This is a genomic window from Chelativorans sp. ZYF759 (assembly GCF_012911015.1).
In the GTDB taxonomy this organism is placed as follows: domain Bacteria; phylum Pseudomonadota; class Alphaproteobacteria; order Rhizobiales; family Rhizobiaceae; genus ZYF759.
Genome location: NZ_WVVV01000004.1, coordinates 258,878 through 275,859, shown reverse-complemented (window position 1 = coordinate 275,859; position 16,982 = coordinate 258,878). Strand labels below are relative to the sequence as shown.

Sequence of the window (16,982 nt, the reverse complement as noted above, 5' to 3'; positions counted from 1 at the left end):
CAGGGCGCGCCGTTCAGCGCGCCCTGTTCGTGTTGTCAGTCGGTCACTGCACCAGCGGGCAATTGCCGTCTTCCATGGGGCGGAAGGCCTGAGCCGCAGGGATCGTGGACAAGGTCTCGTAATAGTCCCAGGGGCCCTCGGACTCCTCGGGCGTCTTCACTCTGAAGAGGTACAGGTCGTGGATCTTGCGCCCGTCCTGGCGCACCTCGCCCGGGCCGAACAGCGGATCGTCGGTCGGCATTTCCTTCATTGCCGCCACGACTTCTTCGGCATCCTTGCTGCCGGTTTCCTCGACCGCCTTCAGGTAGTGGAGTACGGAGGAATAGACGCCGGCCTGAACCATGGTCGGCATGTTGCCGGTGCCGAGTTCTTCAGCGAAGCGCTCGGACCATTCACGCGTGCCTTCGTTCAGATCCCAGTAGAAGCTTTCGGTCAGGACGAGGCCCTGTGCGGTCTCCAGCCCGAGCGCGTTGACGTCGGTGATGAAGACGAGCAGGCCCGCAAGTGCCTGGCCGGCCTGGGTAATGCCGAACTCCGCTGCCTGCATGATCGAGTTGGTGGTGTCGCCGCCTGCATTTGCCAGGCCGATGACGCTGGCGCCGGAGGCCTGCGCCTGCAGCAGGAAGGACGAAAAGTCCTGGCCGGGGAAGGGATGGCGGACGGTGCCGACGACCTCGCCGCCGGCTGCCTCGACCACCGCGGAAGTGTCACGCTCCAGGGCGTGGCCGAAGGCGTAGTCCGCCGTCAGGAAGAACCAGGTATCGCCACCCTGTTCCACCATCGCGCTGCCGGTGCCGTTGGCGAGCGCCCAGGTGTCGTAGGTCCAGTGGATGGTCGTCGCGTTGCAGGCGGGGCCGGTCAGATCCGACGTCGCGGCTCCGGATACGAGGAACACCTTGCCACGCTCGGCAGACAGTTCGTTGACGGCAAGCGCCGCCGAAGAGGTGGGAACGTCGACGATCACGTCCACGTCTTCCTCGTCATACCACTGGCGGGCCACGGTGGAGGCAACGTCAGGACGGTTCTGGTGGTCGGCCGAGACGATCTCGACATTGATGCCTTTCTCGGCGGCGCCGAAATCCTCGACTGCCATGCGGGCGGCAATCACGGAGCCTTCGCCCGAAAGGTCGGCATAAAGACCGGATCGATCGTTGAGGACGCCGATCTTGATGTTGATGTCGTCGGCATAGACAGCCGTGCTCATCAGCGATGCCGCCAGCGCGGCCAGGACGAAACCTGTCTTGTTCATGCTCTTCTCCTCCATTTTTGGCACCTTTTGGCGCCTGTTTGATCGCTGCTACACACCGAGATAGGCGTGCAGCTTATCGATATTGGCCTCCAGCTCCGCATTCTGGATCGTGTCGATCACCTTGCCCTGCTCGACGACGTAATGGCGGTCGGCGACCGACGAGGCGAAGTGGAAGTTCTGCTCGACCAGCACGATGGTGAAACCTTCGGCCTTCAACCGGGCGATTGTCGCGCCAATCTGCTGCACGATGACCGGGGCAAGGCCCTCGGTCGGCTCGTCCAGAAGCAGGAGGTTTGCACCTGTGCGCAGAATACGACCGATGGCCAGCATCTGCTGCTCGCCGCCCGAGAGCTTTGTACCCTGGCTTGACAGCCTTTCCTTGATGTTGGGGAACAGCTCGAAAATCTGATCGAGGCTCAGCCCGCCCGGCTTGACCCTTGGCGGCAGCATCAGATTTTCCTCGACGGAAAGCGAGGAGAAGATGCCGCGCTCTTCGGGCACGTAGCCCATGCCGAGCTTTGCGATCGCGCGCGCTGGCAGGCCGATCGTCTCGTGTCCGTCGAACACGACCGATCCCTTGCGTTTGGTCAGGATGCCCATCAGGGCCTTCATGGTCGTCGTCTTGCCGGCGCCGTTGCGCCCCAGCAATGTCACAACCTCGCCGGGTCTCACCTCGAAATCGATGCCGTGCAGCACATGGCTTTCGCCATACCAGCCTTCGAGGTTCGACACCTTCAGCAGCGGTGTCGCGACGTCCGTCCCCTGTACCTTGAGCGCTGCCTCAGCCATGTCCACCTCCGATATAGGCTTCGACCACGCGCGGGTCTTTCGATACGGTCTCGTAATTGCCCTCGGCCAGAACCTTGCCGCGGGCGAGAACCGTGATCGTGTCGGAAATGGTCGAGACCACCGAGAGATTGTGCTCCACCATCAAGATCGTCCGGTTGGCCCCGATGCGCTTGATGAGGGCTGCGACACGCTCCACGTCTTCGGGCGTCATGCCGGCCGTTGGTTCGTCCAGCAGCAGCATCTCGGGATCGAGGGCTAGCGTCGTCGCGATTTCCAGCGCGCGCTTGCGGCCGTAAGGCAGTTCCACGGCCTGGACGTTGGAGAATTCGGTCAGTCCGACATCCGCCAGAAGTTCCGCTGCCCGTGAGTTGAACTCGTTGAGCACCCTTTCGGACCGCCAGAAATCGAAACTGTCGCCGCGCTGGCGTTGCAGCGCGATGCGCACGTTCTCGATCGCGCTCAAATGGGGGAAGACCGCCGAGATCTGGAACGAGCGAACCATGCCGAGCCGTGCGATGTCGGCGGGCGACATGGCAGTGATGTCTTGGCCCTTGAAGGTTATCCGCCCCCGCGTCGGTGGCAGGAACTTGGTCAAAAGGTTGAAACAGGTGGTCTTGCCGGCGCCGTTCGGTCCGATCAGGGCGTGGATCGACCCCCGCTTGATGGACAGGTTCACGCCGTCCACCGCGAAGAAACCCTTGAATTCCTTCGTCAGATCCTCCGCCTGGAGAATCGTGCCTTCGCTTGCGGTCAAATTATCCTCCTCCATGGCCTCATCCGAACTCCCCTCTGGTCGGCCTCTCTGGGCAGATCCCGTGGTTCGCATGCGACACTGGTGAGAATGATGCACGGCTGGCTTGGAGATTCAAGCTAATGAAATCGCCACTCCGCTCGCCTGCCTGGCTTATCGAAGCGTGGAAAGGCCTGGAGTTCAGTATTCCCCTGCGGCATTCAACTTAAGTCTAATGCCGTCGGGCAGGCGCGACTTTCACTCCTGGCGTGTAGCTGGATCGATCCGCTCACCGTCCTCCTTGGTGAAGGTGCCGATATCGGGATTCGAGAGAATTTCCAGAACGGCTTCCGACGGTCTGCAGAGCCGGACGCCCTTCTCCGTGACCACGATCGGGCGGTTGATGAGGATGGGATGGGCGATCATGAAATCAATCAATTTGTCATCGCTCCATTTCGGATTGTCGAGACCGAGTTCATCATAGGGCGTGCCCTTGCGGCGCAGGAGATCGCGGGGCGAGATGCCCATAGCAGTGATCAATTCGACAAGCTTGTCGCGAGTCGGCGGCTGCTTCAGATACTCGATCACCTCCGGCTCCTCACCGGCTTGGCGGATCATGGCCAGCGTGTTGCGGGACGTGCCGCATGCGGGGTTGTGGTAGATGGTGACGGTCATTGGCCTTCACTTTCCTTGGGAAACCAGTGCTGTGTGCGGTTGGCGAAGGCGACGAGGGAAAGCATGACCGGCACCTCGACGAGCACGCCCACCACGGTGGCGAGCGCGGCACCCGAATTCAGCCCGAAAAGCCCGATCGCCACCGCTACTGCCAGCTCGAAGAAGTTCGACGTGCCGATCAGCGCGCAGGGCGCGGCGATGTTGAAAGGCACCTTCCAGGCCTTCGCCGCCGCATAGGCGACGAAGAAGATACCATAGGCCTGGATGAGGAGCGGTATGGCGATCAGCAGGATGACGAGCGGTCGTTCGAGGATAACGTTGCCCTGGAAGCCGAAGAGGATCACCACCGTTGCAAGAAGGCCGATTACCGAGGCGGGCTTGATGCGTGCGGTGAAGTCGGCAACGGTCTGGTTGCCTTCGCCGGCCGGCGACTGGGCGATGATCCGCTGACGGGTGATGATGCCGGCGAGGAGTGGCAGGAGAACGTAGAGACCCACCGACAAAAGCAGCGTTTCCCATGGCACCGTCAGGTCGGTCACGCCGAGCAGGATGGCCACGATGGGCGCGAAAGCGAAGATCATGATGACGTCGTTCACCGACACCTGCACCAGCGTGTAGGTCGGGTCGCCGCGCGTCAGCTGGCTCCAGACGAACACCATGGCCGTGCATGGCGCGGCGCCGAGAATGATCAGCCCGGCGACATATTGCTGGGCATCGGCCGGGTCGATCAGCGGGGCGAACACGTAGTCGAAGAACAGGACCGCCAGCGCCGCCATCGTGAAGGGCTTGATCAGCCAGTTGACCACCAGCGTGATGACCAGCCCCTTGGGCTTGGCGTTGACCTGGGCGAGGCTGGCGAAGTCGACATTGACCATCATCGGATAGACCATCGCCCAGATCAGGATGGCGACGACGAGGTTGACGGAGGCATATTCCATCGCCGCCAGCGTGCCGACGAGGCCCGGCGCCAGATTGCCCAGCACGATCCCGGCCGCCATGCAGATGGCCACCCAGACTGAAAGCCATTTCTCGAAGAAGCCTATGCCCGCGGGTGGTATGGGGGCGGCGACTGTTGCGTTTTCCTGGCTCATGCGCAAATCGGTCCTTGAATATGAGTGCCAACGTCAGGCGGCGTCGCCGTCTGCCCGGTCGTCCGTGCGGCCGATCGCGTCGAGCCGCGCCTTCAAGGCAAGCCGGTCGATAGTCGCAATCGGCAGGCTGAGGAAGATCGAGATGCGCGCCGAAAGCATGCGCCACGCCTCGGCGAACGCGAAATGGCGTTCGGCCTCCGTTCCTTCTGCCGCCGCCGGATCGGGCACGCCCCAGTGCGCAGTCATCGGATGGCCGGGCCAGACGGGGCAGGATTCGCCTGCGGCGTTGTCGCAAACGGTGAAGATGAAATCCATTTCCGGCGCGCCTTCTCCCGCGAACTCCTCCCAGCTCTTGGAGCGGGCAAAGCCGGTATCGACATGAAGCCGTTCCAGCAGTTGCAAGGCATAGGGGTGAACCTCTCCCTTGGGCTGCGAGCCGGCCGAAAAGGCGCGGAAACGGCCACCACCCAGCTTGGTCAGAATGGCTTCGGCGAGGATCGAGCGCGCCGAATTGCCGGTGCAAAGAAACAGGACATTGTAGACGCGCGCGCTCACGGCTTTTCTCCGATCAGTTGCTGCAGGTGATGGCTTCGATGACGGGCTGGCAAAGCTCTGGCGCGCCCTGACAGCAATCCTCCATGAGGAAGGCGAGGAGGTCGCGAAAGCCCGTCATGTCGGCCACGTAGCGGATCGAGCGCCCGTCCCGTTCCGCCCGGACGAGCCCTGCCGTTGAGAGGATCTTCAGGTGGGCGGACATGGTGTTCTGGACGGTGTCGAGCCGCTGGGCGATCTCGCCGGCTGGCAGGCCCGGTGTGCCGGCGCCGACAAGCAACCGGAACACGTCAAGCCGCGTCTCCTGTCCGAGTGCCGCAAGGGCGGCAAGTGCATCTCTCTTGTCCATATATCCAAATATCTAGATTAAACAGGAATTGTAAACCCCCGATGGTCGTCCGCCCTTGATCGTCATCACCGAGCGTGTATGTCCTTCCCGGCGGCACAGGAGCCTTCGCATGGATTTTCTCCCCCTGATCGATCTCTTGGACGAGAGCGGCGCGGCGATTGTCGGCGGCGCCGCCATCGGGCTTGTCTTCGGGGTCCTGGCCGAACGCAGCGCTTTTTGCACGCGAACTGCGGTTCTGGACATGGCCCGGGGCAGGGGGCTGAAAGCCATGGCCACATGGGCCCTCGGCTTCGCCTGCGCGCTTCTGGCGGTTCAGATCCTGATCGGGCAAGGCGATTTGCGGCTCGCCGAGACCCGCTTCTTTGCGACCCCTCAAAGCCTGTCGGGCGCCATGATCGGCGGTCTCCTCTTCGGCGTCGGCATGGCGCTGGCGCGCGGTTGCGTCTCGCGTCTCGTGGTCCTGACCGGCACCGGCAATCTGCGCGCGCTGTTCTGCCTGGCGGTCGTGGCCTTTGTCGGGATGGCCACCTTGTCGGGCTTCCTTGTTCCCGCGCGCGACCCGATCGCCGCCCTGTGGAGCACGGCAGCGATCGGCGGGAACGATCTTCTGGGTCATCTGCGTCTCGGACCCGTCGCCGGCATGGCGATGGGGGGCGTCGTCCTGGCGCTCGCCGTGGTTATGGCCTTCCTCGCCAGGATATCGGTCTGGCGCGCACTGGGGGGCGCAGGCATCGGCCTCTGCGTCGCCGCCGGTTGGTACTTCACCTACCATTTGTCGGCCCAGCTCTTCGACCCGATCCCGGTCGAGAGCCTGTCGTTCGTGCGGCCCGTTGCAACCACGGGTGCGTTGATCGTCGACTGGTCGCTCATGCCGGCAATGGACCAGGGGCTGGTGGCGGGCGTCATTCTTGGCGCACTGGCCGGGGCGCTGATCGGAGGCAAGTTCCGCCTCCAGTCCTTTGCCGAGCCGGGGACGCCTTCGGTTTTTCGTTATGCCGCCGGGGCGGCGTTGATGGGGTTCGGCGGTGTTCTGGCCGGCGGCTGCACGGTCGGCGCGGGACTTTCCGGCGGCTCCATCCTGGCTGTCACCGCGTTGCTGGCCCTGCTGTCCATGGCCCTGGGAGCCGTGGTGGCGGACCGCATCGTCGACCGCGAATTGCCGGCCGACGAGAAGCAGAGCTCCAGGGCGGCTTGACGTCTTTTCGAATGAAAGCGGCGGGCCGAAGCCCGCCGCAAGTCGCTGCCTGAGATGTGGGAGCCTGACGGCTCAGCTGAACATGTCCTCGATGATGCCGTCATACCAGCCGAGGCTTTCCTCGTAGGTCTCCTTGCGCAGTTCGTCGCTCTCGCCGGTCTGCGAGATGAAGGAGGAAACGCTTTCGATCTTCTCGTCGGTCGGCTGGTACTGCGCACCGACCTTCACACCATCGTCGGTCTCGATCAGCGACCAGCAGGTGTTGGCGTAGCGGGCCGGGAACACGTTGGCATCTGTCAGGTCGCCGCGAATGTTCATGGCAGCCACCTTGGCCTGGCTGTTGGCCGAGAAGCCGGATTTCGGCATGTCGCCGGCCACCGTCGCGTCGCCGAGCACGTAGACCTCCTCGTCCTCCTGGCTGCGCATCGTATAGGGGTCGATCGGCACCCAGCCGGCTTCGTTCGTCAGGCCCGCCTCGTGGGCGATGGCGCCCGCGCGCTGAGCCGGAATGATGTTGAGGAGCGCGCCTTCGAACGTGTCGAAGTCCGTCTCCACGATGCCGGCTTTCGCATCGACATTGAGAATGCCGCCATGGATGTCGGGGCCGTACCACTCGACCATGCCGGGGTAATGGCGGGCCCAGCCCTCTTCGAACAGCGCCTGCTTGGAAAAGGCCTCCTTGGGATCGATCACATAGATGCGCGAGTTCTCGAAACCCTTGCGCTTGAGCACATGGGCGAACATCGAGACGCGCTCGTAGGGGCCGGGCGGGCAGCGATAGGGGTTGGGCGGCGCAACCATGACGATGTGCTGGCCGTCTTCCAAGGCGTCCAGCTTTTCCTTCAGGATCTGCGTCTGGCGGCCGGCGCGCCAGGCGTGCGGCGCGATCTCGGAGACCTCTTCGGAATAGCCAGGGACTGAGTCATAGACGATGTCGATTCCGGGCGAGAGAACGAGCCGGTCATACTCGACCGTATCACCATTATCGAGCGTGACCGTCTTGGCCGCGCGGTCGACGCCGGTTGCGTAGGCCGTGATCTTGGTGATGCCGTGATTGGCGACAAGCTGGTCCCAGTTGTGGGTGATGTCGTCGAAGGATTGGAAGTCACCCAGATAGAGATTGGAAAAGAAGCAGGTCGTGAAGGTCTCGTTGGCGTCGATCAGGGTGACGTCGATCTCGCCATTGGAATCCTTGGCGATGTAGCGCGCCGCCGTCGCGCCACCCGGACCGCCGCCGACCACCACGACGCGCGGCCGCCCCTGCGCCCTCAGATAGGCCGGCATGGCCAGCGTCGCCGCGCCTGCACCCAGCAATGCGCCGAAATGGCGCCTCGTGATGCTGGTCTTGAATTTCTGCGTCATGGTCGGTTCCTCCGGAACATCTTGCCTGAATGATTACGTCTGTCAGCGTGCCGCACGGTCGGTGAAATGCGCGGCCAGCGCCGCGATCTCTTCGTCGGAAAGCCGCGCTGCGGTCGTGCGCATGACTTCGTTGGTGCGGATTCCCTCGCGATATTCGACCATGGCATGTACGAAGTGTTGCGGGTCGATCCCGCTGATCTGGGGAATTCCTTCGGCCGGTGCGCTGCGGCGATGGCAGGTCGCACATTCGCCGCCCAGATATTCGCCGAAGGCCGGGTCCCCGTCGATCGCCAGTATGCTCTCGACAATGACCTCGATCTCGGTCGCGTCCTCGGCCGCCACGGCTGCGGGAATGCCGGCAGCCAGCGCGGGCAGGACGATCGCCATGATGGCCACATTGAAACGCAGTCGCGGCACGCACTTCCTCCCTCGGGTCGTTCCGCCCAAGTCTTGCCTGATCCCGGCAATTTCCCACGGCCAGAGTTGGAATGCAGGGCAGAAGATACTCTATTTCGGCAGTTTTGCGCCAGATGGTTCTGGAAACACTGTCGATATGGGAATGGTGTTCCGCATTGGCGGTTCGTCAGCCCACGCTGATGGTACGCTCGTCCGTATAGACCGACCCATCGTCGTCATGCCACTCGAACTGGAAGGTGCCGCTTTCGGGCACCTTGGCGGTGAACTCGAAATACGGGTTGGCCGCGATCGCGGTATCGAGATCGCAGGCGAAGACCGGCTCGCCGTTAAACGCACAGGTGAAGCGGTGGATGATCTGGCGCGGCACGGTTTCGCCACTCGAATCGCGCCGCTGACCGTTTTCCATCACATGGCTGATGAGTGCGCGAATGGTGATGATTTCCCCTGCCTCGGCGGTGTCGGGAAGACTCACGCGGGGTCTGGACATGATTTCTCCTTCTCGTGGTCAGGTCACGCAACCGCCGATGGCGACATCGACGTCGCGGTCGGCGCGCCAGACGCTGCCGTCGGCCATGCGTGCGACCGCAACGACTTTCTGCGACGCGGCCAGGCGGACGCGGGTGGAAACGACCGCCGATCCGCTCAGCGCCGAGAAATGGAAAGTGGCCACGACGGGGTTCGGGTTCCCTTCACCGAGCAGCATGACGGATTCGACACGGTCGTCGCCTTCCATGGCGCTGTCGACCTCGATGGTCACCGGGACGGCGCTACCGTTTTCGACGCGGTCGGAGATCAGGAGGCGCACCTTGCCGCTCTGCGGCGTTTGCCCCTCGGCAAAGGTTGCGATTTCGTCCGCCACCGCTTCGGGGCTGGCAAGCGCCCGCGCGAAGGGCAGCAGCGCAAAACCGGTCGCGGCTGCGGTTAGTCCCAGCAAATGGCGTCGGGAAATCGATCCTGTCATGTTGCGTCTTTGTCCTGTCTCACCGTTCAAGCTGAAAGATAGGGCGCATCGCGCGCAAGCTCAACGGCTGAGCCCGGAACGGTTTCGCGGACGGGAAGGCGCATGTCGAACTCGCTTCCCATGCGGGCGGCCATTGTGGAACGGATTGCCTCGCAGGCTGTTTCTGTCGCATCCTGCCCGCCTGAAGCCCCCGGAGCCTGCAATCGACGTGGATGAACCCGAAGAACCCATCACGGAGGCCGAGCGCGCAAGCCTGGCATGGCGCACGGCCACGGTCGTCGGCGTCGTCCTTGCCATCACCATCTCGGTCTTCATCGTCATCTATGCCGCCAGCGGGTTCCTGCTCATCTTCGCCGGCATCCTGTTCGCGGTGTTCCTCGACGCGTTGACGACAGCGCTCGAGCGCGTCCTGCCGGTGCATCGCGCCATACGCCTGACGCTTGTCTGCCTGGTCACGGCCGCGGCCTTCGCAGCCTTTCTGGGCAGCGTGGGCACCGTCGCCGTCGGCCAGACGCCCGACCTCCTTGCCACGCTTGAGGAGGAACTGCGCGAATTGCAGCGGATGGTGCGCGAATTCGGTGCGGTCGACGAAAACGGCAACGAGCCAGCAGCCGATGAGAACGATTCTGACGGTGGTTGGTCAGACTGGCTGCCTGATCCGGCCGGGCTGTTCGGCCAGGTGAGGGTGGCGTTCGAAATGACCTTCGGCGTGTTGGGCAACATGGCCGTCGTCGTCGTGCTGGGCGTGTTCATCGCCGCGCAGCCGCCGCTCTACCGCGACGGCCTCGTCAAGCTCGTCTCTCCGCGCAGCCGCCGCCGCTTCGGCCAGGTTCTCGACGAGATCGGCACCACGCTGCGCTTCTGGCTTATCGGGCAGTTCGTTACCATGACGATTATCGGGCTGGTGGTGTGGGGTGCACTCGCCGCCGTCGGCCTGCCGGGAGCAATCCTCCTCGGCCTGACCGCCGGTATTCTCAATTTCGTGCCGATCATCGGCCCCATCCTGGCGGGCATCCCGATCGTCCTGGTCGCGATGGCCCAGGATTGGTGGATCGTGTTCTATGCGGTGGGCGTCTACCTGTTCATCCAGTTCCTGGAAGGAAACATCCTCACGCCGCTTATCCAGAGGCGCGCCGTCAACCTGCCGCCGGCTCTGATTATCGGGGCGATCGTCATAATGGGGCTCTTGTTCGGCCTGCCCGGCATCATCCTCGCCACCCCCTTTGCGGCGGTTGTGATGGTCGCGGTCAAGCGTCTCTACATCGAAGACGTGCTCAACGACTGGGGTTGATCGGCAATCCGCCCCCTCAGCAGGCGATCACGGCGTAGCCACCGCACGACCAGCATCACGGCAACCGCCGCAAGCCCGATGCAGAGGCCGAGCCAGATGCCGGCCCCGCCGAATCCCGCCCAGAAGGCAAGCAGGATACCGCTCGGCATGCCGATGCCCCAGTAGCCGATGGCAGCATAGAACATAGGGACCTTGGTATCGTGCAGGCCGCGCAGCATGCCGCCCGCGACCGCCTGTGCACCATCGACGATCTGGAACAGCGCGGCGATGGCCAGGAAGATCACGGCCAGGCTGATGACCTCGGCATTGGCCGGATCGTCGAGTTCGAGGAACGCGGAAATGAGTAGATGCGGCAGCGTCACCATCACGGTGGCGGCGACGGTCATGAAGGCGATGCCCAGCCCGAAGGCCGCCCATCCAGACAGGGTGATGCCCTGACGGGAGCCGGCGCCATAGGCCCGCCCGACGCGCACCGTCGCCGCCTGGGCGATGCCCATGGGCACCATGAAGGCGAGCGAGGCGAGCTGGATCGCAATCGCATGGGCTGCGAGCGAAGCCCCACCGATGAGGCCCATCAACAGCGCCGATGCGCCGAAAAGGCCGACCTCGAAGGTCAGGATGCCCGAAATCGGCAGACCGATGCGCAGCATCTCGCGGAATCGCGGCCAGTCCGGCCGCCAGAATCGGCCGAATACCTGATAGCGCCGGAACTTCCTGTGCAGGAGCACGACGAGTATCAGGCCGCCGCACATCAGTGTCGCCGACAGGGTGGTCGCGACCCCGGTCCCCACGATGCCAAGTGCGGGGAAGCCCAGATTCCCGAACATCAGTACCCAGTTGGCGAAGCCGTTGAAACTGACGGCCACAAGCATGATCGCGAGTGCCCAGCCCGGCCGCTCCAGCGCGGAGACGAAGGAACGCAGCACCACGAAGAAATAGAAGGGCAGAAGTGCCCACTGCATGGCGCGCAGATAGCCGCCCGCTGCCGCCGACAATTGCGGGTCTTGCCCCATTGAGACGAGGATCGCCTCGCCGTTCCACATGAGTACCCAAAGCGGCAGGGCAACCATCAGTGCGACCCAGAAACCCTGGCGCACGGTGCGGCGAACGTCGCGTACCGAATGGGCCCGGCGCCCGATCTCGAAGGCGACCATGGGTGCGACGGCCAGGAGCAGACCCATCCCGAAGATCATCGGGGTGAAGTAGATGTTGAATCCCAGCGTGCCGGCCGCCAACGCCTCCGGCCCCAGCCAACCCATCATCAGGACGTCGGTGGTCTGCATGGCGTTCTGGGCGAGGTTGGTCAGCACGATGGGCCATGCCAGCACGGCCATGGCCCGTATTTCGCGCCGCCAGGCCTCGCCGCCCGCGCCGATTGTCGTCGGTGACATGGTCATGGGCCTGCAATAGGCCGCACGCTCGATCGCGACAGGACCACCTGCGCCTTTCCGCTTGGCGCAGCCTTTACCCGGTCGGGATAATCAGTGGGTCAGGCGGGCGCGTTCGTCGGGACAAACGTCATGGCCAGGCCGTTGATGCAGTGGCGCTTGCCGGTCGGCGCTGGCCCGTCATCGAATATGTGGCCCAGATGGCCGCCGCAACGGCTGCAGTGGCACTCCGTGCGCACCATGAAGAAGGAGGAATCCTCCATCGTGCCGATGGCGCCTGGTTCTCCATCCCAGAAGCTCGGCCATCCCGTGCCGGAATCGTATTTCTTCTCGGAGGAGTAGACGGCCTGGTCGCAGCCGGCGCAGTGATACATGCCGGGTCGCGTCTCCTTGTCGAGCGGGCTCGAGAAGGCGCGTTCGGTGCCGTGGTCGCGCAGGATTGCATATTGCTCTGGCGTTAGGCGCTCTCGCCATTCCGCTTCGGAAAGGACGATCTCGAAATCGCCCTCGGGCGCGGCCTTGGCGGGGCTCGTCGTTCGCCAAAGCGCGGCGCCGCCGAACAGCGCCGCCAGCGCGGCGGCCCCGGCCGAGAATGCATGACGTCGGTTCATCGTATTCTCCTCATCTCGTGCAAATCTAGCATGACTGCGCGCCAAACCGGCAATCAACTCGTCTTGAGCCTGTCCGCCGGCTTTGGCTATGCGCGCCATCGGCGCGGTGTTAGACATCACCTCCTTCTACGAGACGATTGCCGGAAGAGTTTGCAATGGCCGCCGATTTTTTGAACCATCTCGCAACCGAACTGGACGGTCTGAAGGCTTCGGGGCTCTTCAAGAGCGAACGGGTCATCACGACCATGCAGTCAGCCGAGATCGAGGCCGATGGCAGGCGGGTGCTGAATTTCTGCGCCAACAATTATCTGGGCCTCGCCGACAACGCGGAACTTCGCGAGACAGCCAAGGCCGCGCTCGACCGCTACGGCTACGGCATGGCCTCGGTCCGCTTCATCTGCGGCACCCAGGAAGAACACAAGCAGCTCGAGGCACGCATTTCCCGTTTTCTCGGCTTCGAGGACACGATCCTCTATTCGTCCTGCTTCGATGCCAATACGGGGCTTTTCGAGACCCTTCTCGGTGAGGAGGATGCCATCATCTCGGATGCGCTCAACCATGCCTCGATCATCGACGGGGTGCGGCTCTGCAAGGCAAGGCGTTACCGCTACGCCAACAACGATATGGCCGATCTGCGCGCGAGGCTCGAGGAGGCCCGCGACGCGCGCTTCAAGCTGATCGCCACCGACGGCGTGTTTTCCATGGATGGCATCGTCGCCAATCTGAAAGGCATCTGCGATCTCGCGGAGGAGTTCGGTGCGATGGTCATGGTCGACGACAGCCATGCGGTCGGCTTCGTTGGCGAGAACGGGCGGGGCACGCCGGAGCATTGCGGCGTCGAAGGCCGTATCGACATCATGACCGGCACGCTCGGCAAGGCGCTCGGCGGCGCTTCGGGCGGCTACACTTCGGCCAGGCGCGAGATCGTCGAATGGCTTCGGCAACGCTCGCGGCCCTATCTGTTCTCGAACACGCTGGCGCCCGTCATCGCCGCGACCTCGCTCAAGGTCTTCGACATGGTCGAGGAGGGTGGAGACCTTCGCCGGCAGCTCTATGCCAATGCCGAGCGCTTTCGCGACGGGATGGGCCGCCTCGGCTTCTCGCTCGGCGGCGCCGGCCATCCCATCATCCCGGTCATGGTCGGCGATGCGGCGCTGGCGGGCCAGATGGCGGAGCGACTGCTCGACCACGGCATCTATGTGATCGGCTTCTCCTTCCCCGTGGTGCCCAAGGGCAAGGCGCGCATCAGGACGCAGATGTCGGCGGCGCACAGTTTCGAGGACATCGATCGCGCGGTCACGGCGTTTGGGCAAGTGGGGCGGGAATTGGGTGTGATCTCGTGATGCGTGTGGGCACGATACATCGGCCGCGAGCCTGGCTCCCATCCTCTCCCCCGGGCAGGGGGAGAGGTGGCACGCGAAGCGTGACGGAGAGGGGGTGCTTCAAGCAGCCCTGCGCCTTCTGCGGAATCACCTCATGAGCAAGACTATGCGCGCCCTTGTCAAAGCCCGTGCCGAACCCGGCATCTGGATGGAAGATGTGCCGGTTCCCGAGATCGGCCCGAACGAGGTGCTGATCAAGGTGCGGCGCTCGGCCATTTGCGGCACCGACATCCACATCTTCAACTGGGACCAGTGGGCGGCCAGGACCGTGCCCGTACCGATGGTGGTGGGGCATGAATTCGTCGGAGAGGTGGCCAAGCTCGGCTCTTCCGTTACCGGCTACCGCGTTGGCCAACGTGTCGCCGGCGAGGGCCACATCGTCTGCGGTCAGTGCCGCAACTGCCGCGCGGGCAGGGGGCATCTGTGCCGCAATACGCTCGGCGTCGGCGTGCAGCGCCCGGGTTCCTTTGCCGAATATGTCGCCCTGCCGGCGCATAATGTGGTCGCCATCCCAGACGACGTGCCCGACGAGATCGCCGCGATCTTCGATCCGCTCGGCAACGCCGTTCACACCGCGCTGTCCTTCGACCTGGTCGGCGAGGACGTGCTCGTGACCGGGGCCGGGCCGATCGGCATCATGGGCGCGCTGGTCGCCCAGGCCGTCGGCGCGCGCAAGGTGGTGATCACCGACATCAATCCCTACCGGCTGGATCTGGCCCGCCGGCTCGGCGTCCACCACGTCGTCGATGCTGCGCGCGAAAACCTGCGCGACGTCATGCGCGAGGAAGGCATGACGGAAGGCTTCGATGTCGGGCTGGAGATGTCGGGTTCGGCGGTCGCCTTCCGCGACATGATCGACGTCATGAACAACGGCGGCAAGATCGCCATTCTCGGCATCGCTTCGACTGCCTTCGAGATCGACTGGAACAAGGTCATCTTCAAGATGCTGACGCTCAAGGGCATCTACGGGCGGGAGATGTTCGAGACCTGGTACAAGATGATCGCCCTGGTGCAGGGGCCGCTCGACGTGTCGGGCATCATCACCCACCGGCTCGGTATTGATGACTACGCGGAAGGCTTCGCCGCCATGAAGAGCGGCGAGTCGGGCAAGGTTGTGCTGGAGTGGTAGGAGGCGTCCACACATGGCGCGTGGTCGTCGCATGACATTCATCATTCGCCGATAACCGGTGCGATCATGAAGCCCTTGGACGCCTACATGATCTGCACGGCGCCACGCAGCGGGAGCACGCTGTTATGCAGGATGCTGGCCGCCACCGGGGTGGCCGGCAAGCCGGAATCCTATTTCTTCGGGACCTCGCTGGAGGGCTGGCTTGAGGATCTCGACATCAAGCCCAAACGACCTGCCGGGGAGGCCGAACTCATTGCGGCTGCAGTCGACGCCGCCATTCGAGAGGGCCGGGCGGGAACCGGCCTGTTCGGGCTGCGCATGCAGAGCCACAGCTTCGGTTTCTTCCTAGAAAAGCTCGCCGTCATCCATCCTGCCGAAAAAGGCGCGCGTGAGCGGATCGACGCTGCCTTCGGCACCACGCTCTATATTCACCTCTCGCGGGTCGAGAAGGTGGAGCAGGCGGTCTCCTATCTTCGGGCGCAGGAGACCGGGCTGTGGCACGCCGCACCGGATGGCACGGAAATCGAGAGGATCGAGCCGCGCCGCGAGCCCGGCTACGACCGCGATGCGATCCGGGCCACGGTCGCGGAGATGATCGGCCAAGACCGGGCCTGGGAGGCATGGTTCGGCGAACAGGATATCGAGCCGCTGAGGATCACCTATGAGGAACTGTCGGCCGATCCTGCCCGTGAAATCCGCCGGGTTCTGGAGGCGCTGGGCGCCGATTCCGCTGCCGCCGCCGGCATGGCCCCCGCACTGCGCAAGCTGGCGGACGACACGAATGCCGATTGGATCGCCCGATACCGAGCCGAAGACGCTCTGGGCTGAGGTATTCGTCGGACTGCGAAGGGCGTGGCGGATGCGCGAAGACGGCGACAGTCAGGTTGCGTCGGCCTGTTGCACTTTGCACGCCTTGCCGCTATAAGCCGCGCCTGTCGAGCCGTCCGGCAGGGCATGCCGTGGCGGTTCCTAATGCTGAAAAGCTCACACTCATAGCGCAAGGCGTGGAGCGGTCTTTTGTCCGCAGCCGTGAAGACGGCAGCCCGCCGAGCCGTCCGCCAGGCGGACATGGCGTGGGCACGAGAAGAACGGAGTAGCAAAATGCCCAAGATGAAGACCAAGTCTGCCGCCAAGAAGCGGTTCAAGATCACAGGCACCGGCAAGGTCAAGGCGGCCGCTGCCGGCAAGCGCCATGGCATGATCAAGCGTTCCAACAAGTTCATCCGCGACGCGCGCGGCATGATGGTTCTGGCCGAGCCCGACGGCAAGAAGGTCGTAAAGAACTATCTGCCGAACGGCGGCGGACTTTGAGCCTGAGACGAATTTAAGGAGATCATGACATGGCACGCGTAAAGAGAGGCGTTACCTCCCACGCCAAGCACAAGAAGGTTCTCGCTCAGGCCAAGGGTTTCTACGGCCGCCGCAAGAACACCATCCGCATCGCCAAGCAGGCGGTCGAGAAGTCGCTGCAATACGCTTATCGCGACCGCAAGGTTCGCAAGCGCAATTTCCGCGCGCTCTGGATCCAGCGCATCAATGCCGCCGCCCGCGAGCACGGCCTGACCTATGGCCGCCTGATCGACGGTCTGGGCAAGGCCGGCATCGAGGTCGACCGCAAGGTCCTGTCCGATATGGCGATTCACGAGCCTCAGGCCTTCGCTGCCATGGTCGCCAAGGCCAAGGACGCGCTCGCCTACCTGAAGGACACGACCCCGAACGCTTTTGAGAGCGCTGTCAGAGCCTGACCAGCGCTTCCCAAGCATTCGAAAACTGTTATTGGGAAACCCGCGCTGGCAGGGCTGGCGCGGGTT

Annotated in this window: 20 protein-coding genes; 7 read left to right on the top strand and 13 right to left on the bottom strand. The window is 63.7% G+C overall.

The genetic code is table 11. The annotated features are described in order from the left end of the window. Positions 1 to 43: 43 nt before the first annotated feature. From GRZ55_RS09185 to GRZ55_RS09155, 7 genes are all read right to left on the bottom strand, one after another. The gene (locus GRZ55_RS09185) at positions 44 to 1,204 is read right to left on the bottom strand and encodes an ABC transporter substrate-binding protein (protein WP_246734639.1); all 1,161 of its coding nucleotides are present in this window, start codon (positions 1,202 to 1,204) and stop codon (positions 44 to 46) included. Positions 1,205 to 1,297: 93 nt separating this feature from the next. Next, positions 1,298 to 2,038 (bottom strand): ABC transporter ATP-binding protein, encoded by a 741-nt coding sequence (locus GRZ55_RS09180; RefSeq protein WP_169286592.1) that lies wholly within the window; start codon positions 2,036 to 2,038, stop codon positions 1,298 to 1,300. Next, complete coding sequence (locus GRZ55_RS09175; RefSeq protein ID WP_246734638.1) at positions 2,031 to 2,753, bottom strand: ABC transporter ATP-binding protein; 723 nt, start codon at positions 2,751 to 2,753, stop codon at positions 2,031 to 2,033. The genes GRZ55_RS09180 and GRZ55_RS09175 overlap by 8 nt, the downstream gene beginning before the upstream one ends. Before the next feature lie 273 nt (positions 2,754 to 3,026). Further along, the gene (gene arsC, locus GRZ55_RS09170; protein WP_169286590.1) at positions 3,027 to 3,443 is read right to left on the bottom strand and encodes an arsenate reductase (glutaredoxin); all 417 of its coding nucleotides are present in this window, start codon (positions 3,441 to 3,443) and stop codon (positions 3,027 to 3,029) included. Continuing rightward, positions 3,440 to 4,534 carry an ACR3 family arsenite efflux transporter gene (gene arsB, locus GRZ55_RS09165; RefSeq protein ID WP_169286589.1) on the bottom strand — a complete coding sequence of 365 codons (1,095 nt, stop codon included), beginning with the start codon at positions 4,532 to 4,534 and terminating at the stop codon, positions 3,440 to 3,442. Before arsB ends, arsC begins: the two co-directional genes overlap by 4 nt. Before the next feature lie 33 nt (positions 4,535 to 4,567). Then, positions 4,568 to 5,089: an arsenate reductase ArsC gene (locus GRZ55_RS09160; protein ID WP_169286588.1), complete on the bottom strand. Its 522-nt coding sequence runs from the start codon at positions 5,087 to 5,089 to the stop codon at positions 4,568 to 4,570. 13 nt (positions 5,090 to 5,102) lie between these two features. Continuing rightward, the gene (locus GRZ55_RS09155; RefSeq protein ID WP_169286587.1) at positions 5,103 to 5,435 is read right to left on the bottom strand and encodes a helix-turn-helix transcriptional regulator; all 333 of its coding nucleotides are present in this window, start codon (positions 5,433 to 5,435) and stop codon (positions 5,103 to 5,105) included. Positions 5,436 to 5,544: 109 nt separating this feature from the next. On the opposite strand from GRZ55_RS09155, the gene GRZ55_RS09150 reads away from it, so the two are divergent. Further along, positions 5,545 to 6,630 carry a YeeE/YedE family protein gene (locus tag GRZ55_RS09150; protein ID WP_169286586.1) on the top strand — a complete coding sequence of 362 codons (1,086 nt, stop codon included), beginning with the start codon at positions 5,545 to 5,547 and terminating at the stop codon, positions 6,628 to 6,630. 72 nt (positions 6,631 to 6,702) lie between these two features. Here the strand turns inward: GRZ55_RS09150 and GRZ55_RS09145 are convergent, their stop codons facing one another. From GRZ55_RS09145 to GRZ55_RS09130, 4 genes are all read right to left on the bottom strand, one after another. After that, positions 6,703 to 7,992: an NAD(P)/FAD-dependent oxidoreductase gene (locus GRZ55_RS09145; RefSeq protein WP_169286585.1), complete on the bottom strand. Its 1,290-nt coding sequence runs from the start codon at positions 7,990 to 7,992 to the stop codon at positions 6,703 to 6,705. A 42-nt stretch (positions 7,993 to 8,034) separates the two neighbouring features. Beyond that, a complete protein-coding gene (locus GRZ55_RS09140; protein WP_169286584.1) occupies positions 8,035 to 8,409 on the bottom strand; it encodes a hypothetical protein in 375 nt (124 codons plus the stop codon). Between the two features lie 166 nt (positions 8,410 to 8,575). Further along, entirely contained in the window at positions 8,576 to 8,899 is a 324-nt protein-coding gene (soxZ, locus tag GRZ55_RS09135; protein WP_368856604.1) for a thiosulfate oxidation carrier complex protein SoxZ, read from the bottom strand. Between the two features lie 15 nt (positions 8,900 to 8,914). After that, a complete protein-coding gene (locus GRZ55_RS09130) occupies positions 8,915 to 9,370 on the bottom strand; it encodes a thiosulfate oxidation carrier protein SoxY (RefSeq protein ID WP_169286582.1) in 456 nt (151 codons plus the stop codon). Between the two features lie 208 nt (positions 9,371 to 9,578). On the opposite strand from GRZ55_RS09130, the gene GRZ55_RS09125 reads away from it, so the two are divergent. Continuing rightward, complete coding sequence (locus tag GRZ55_RS09125; RefSeq protein WP_169286581.1) at positions 9,579 to 10,661, top strand: AI-2E family transporter; 1,083 nt, start codon at positions 9,579 to 9,581, stop codon at positions 10,659 to 10,661. Here the strand turns inward: GRZ55_RS09125 and GRZ55_RS09120 are convergent. Continuing rightward, positions 10,628 to 12,052: an MATE family efflux transporter gene (locus GRZ55_RS09120; RefSeq protein ID WP_246734617.1), complete on the bottom strand. Its 1,425-nt coding sequence runs from the start codon at positions 12,050 to 12,052 to the stop codon at positions 10,628 to 10,630. The two genes, GRZ55_RS09125 and GRZ55_RS09120, sit on opposite strands and share 34 nt — an antisense overlap. A 98-nt stretch (positions 12,053 to 12,150) precedes the next feature. Further along, positions 12,151 to 12,660, bottom strand: a complete 510-nt coding sequence (gene msrB / locus GRZ55_RS09115) for a peptide-methionine (R)-S-oxide reductase MsrB (protein WP_169286580.1) — start codon at positions 12,658 to 12,660, stop codon at positions 12,151 to 12,153. 155 nt (positions 12,661 to 12,815) lie between these two features. Between msrB and GRZ55_RS09110 the strand changes: the two genes are divergently transcribed. The 5 genes from GRZ55_RS09110 to rplT all read left to right on the top strand — a co-directional run bounded on the left by GRZ55_RS09110 (position 12,816) and on the right by rplT (position 16,916). Next, on the top strand, positions 12,816 to 14,003 hold the full coding sequence (locus GRZ55_RS09110) for a glycine C-acetyltransferase (RefSeq protein WP_169286579.1): 1,188 nt from the start codon (positions 12,816 to 12,818) through the stop codon (positions 14,001 to 14,003). Between the two features lie 133 nt (positions 14,004 to 14,136). Next, the gene (gene tdh / locus GRZ55_RS09105; protein ID WP_169286578.1) at positions 14,137 to 15,171 is read left to right on the top strand and encodes an L-threonine 3-dehydrogenase; all 1,035 of its coding nucleotides are present in this window, start codon (positions 14,137 to 14,139) and stop codon (positions 15,169 to 15,171) included. A 66-nt stretch (positions 15,172 to 15,237) separates the two neighbouring features. Continuing rightward, the gene (locus tag GRZ55_RS09100; RefSeq protein ID WP_169286577.1) at positions 15,238 to 15,999 is read left to right on the top strand and encodes a Stf0 family sulfotransferase; all 762 of its coding nucleotides are present in this window, start codon (positions 15,238 to 15,240) and stop codon (positions 15,997 to 15,999) included. A 273-nt stretch (positions 16,000 to 16,272) separates the two neighbouring features. Beyond that, positions 16,273 to 16,482, top strand: a complete 210-nt coding sequence (gene rpmI, locus GRZ55_RS09095; protein WP_169286576.1) for a 50S ribosomal protein L35 — start codon at positions 16,273 to 16,275, stop codon at positions 16,480 to 16,482. Between the two features lie 29 nt (positions 16,483 to 16,511). Continuing rightward, a complete protein-coding gene (rplT, locus tag GRZ55_RS09090) occupies positions 16,512 to 16,916 on the top strand; it encodes a 50S ribosomal protein L20 (RefSeq protein WP_169286575.1) in 405 nt (134 codons plus the stop codon). The last annotated feature ends 66 nt before the right edge of the window (positions 16,917 to 16,982 follow it).